The organism is Tahibacter caeni, assembly GCF_024609805.1.
Taxonomy (GTDB): Bacteria; Pseudomonadota; Gammaproteobacteria; order Xanthomonadales; family Rhodanobacteraceae; genus Tahibacter; species Tahibacter caeni.
In genome coordinates this window covers 1-1,352 of the sequence record NZ_JANFVR010000625.1, presented here as the reverse complement: position 1 = coordinate 1,352, position 1,352 = coordinate 1, and the positions used below count along the sequence as shown (strand labels likewise).

2 protein-coding genes are annotated in these 1,352 nt (G+C 73.5%); both read left to right on the top strand.

All coding sequences use genetic code 11. The features are described 5' to 3' along the window. Positions 1–1,152 (top strand): cytochrome c (locus NON22_RS24395; protein ID WP_257389576.1); only part of this gene is annotated, 1,152 nt, incomplete at its 5' end. A gap of 4 nt (positions 1,153–1,156) precedes the next feature. Further along, positions 1,157–1,342, top strand: a complete 186-nt coding sequence (locus NON22_RS24390; protein ID WP_343231958.1) for a GntR family transcriptional regulator — start codon at positions 1,157–1,159, stop codon at positions 1,340–1,342. Positions 1,343–1,352: the final 10 nt, after the last annotated feature.

The window sequence follows — 1,352 nt, the reverse complement described above, 5'->3', positions numbered from 1 at the left end:
GCGCGCGTCGTGCCCGGCGACGCGGCGCTGGTCGAGCGCGGCCGCGCGCTCGCGCGCATCGGCAACTGCGCCGGCTGCCACACGGCGCACGGCGGCGCGGCCTATGCCGGCGGTCGCGCGTTCGTCACGCCGTACGGCACGATCTACAGCAGCAACCTAACGCCGGATCCGCTGCACGGCATCGGCGACTGGTCGCTGCAGGAGTTCCGGCACGCGATGCGCCATGGCGTCAGCCGCAACGGCGTGCAGTCGCCGGTGTTCCCGTATGCGAACTTCGCACGGCTGCCGGACGCGGACATCGACGCGCTGTTCGCCTATCTCGCGAGCGTGCCGGCCGCGGCCGCGACGCCGCCGGCCGACCGCCTCGAATTCCCGGCCAGCCTGCCCGGCGCGATGACGGCCTGGCGCCTGCTTTACTACCGGCCCGATCCGCCGCATACGGCTGCGCCGGCCAATGCGCGCGGCGCCGCGGTCGTCGAAGGCATAGGGCATTGTGCGGTCTGCCACGGCACGCGCGGCCTGTTCTCGTCGCCGGCCTCGGGCATGCGCCTGGACGGCGGCCGCGTGCTCGGCTGGCATGCGCCGGCGCTGAACGCGCAGAGCCTGCAGGCCTACGCGCCGGGTGCGGTCGCCGCCTACCTGCGCGGCGCGGCGGTCGACGGTCATGCGGCCTACGGCAAGATGGCCGACGTGGTCGCGCAGAACCTGCAATACCTCGATGCGGCCGATGCGGATGCCGTCGAAACCTATCTGCGCGCGCTGCCGCCGCCTCCGCCTTCGCGGCGCGAACCCGTGGCCTGGGAGCTGCCGGGCGAACAGCGCGCGCGCGGCGACCGGCTCTACGACGACAACTGCGCCGACTGCCACGGCAAGGACGGCCGCGGCAAGGACGGCAAGTACCCGGCGCTGGTCACCTCTTCGGCGATCACCGGTCCCGACCCGATCAATGCGATCAAGCTGACCCTGTTCGGCGCCGTCGGTCCGGCCACGCCGCAGAATCCGCGGCCGTACACGATGCCGCCGTTCGCGCAGAAGCTGTCCTCGGCCGACGTCGCCGCGCTGGTCAGCACCCTGCGCGCGCGCTGGGGCCGCAATCCGCGCCCCGTCAGCGCCGGCGACGTCGACGCCTGGGGCGGCATCGACGAGCGCTGACGCCGTGAGACTCTACGAGCAATACGCCGACGAGATCGCCGCACTGATCGGCAGCGGCCAGCTCGCGCCGGGCGACCGCCTGCCGTCGGTGCGCGAGGCGCGCGCGCGGCGCGGCGTCAGCGCCTCGACCGTGTTCCAGGCCTACCAGCGCCTGGAGCGCGAAGGCCTGATCCATGCGCGGCCGCAGTAGATCGGAAGAG